The 305-nt window shown below is 55.7% G+C and carries 1 pseudogene; it reads left to right on the forward strand.

The annotated features are described in order from the left end of the window. Positions 1-305 (forward strand): annotated as a pseudogene (locus tag LN893_RS20425) (vitamin K epoxide reductase family protein); the annotation flags it as partial.

Consider the following 305-nt stretch of genomic DNA (forward strand, 5'->3'; position numbering starts at 1 on the left):
GAAGGAGATACGCCAGCATAACAAGGGAATGCACCAGGGCGGGCAGGATGATAAACATAATGACGAGCAGAAGCAGGACAAGAAAAAGGACATGATGATGTCGGAGGACATGCGCGAGCAGATGCTGCACATGCACCACATGCAGACGCTTTGGGTATACTGGATGATCATCATACTCGGCGCCTGGGTGCTGCTCTCTCCGCTCACCTTCGACTACGGCATCGGTACGGTGCAGCCCTCGGGCGGCAGGAGCGTGTGGCTTACCATGGAGCAGCGCATCCAGTTCATGAAGTGGAGCGACATCA

The organism is Pontibacter harenae, from assembly GCF_020907245.1.
GTDB classification, from domain to species: Bacteria; Bacteroidota; Bacteroidia; order Cytophagales; family Hymenobacteraceae; genus Pontibacter; species Pontibacter harenae.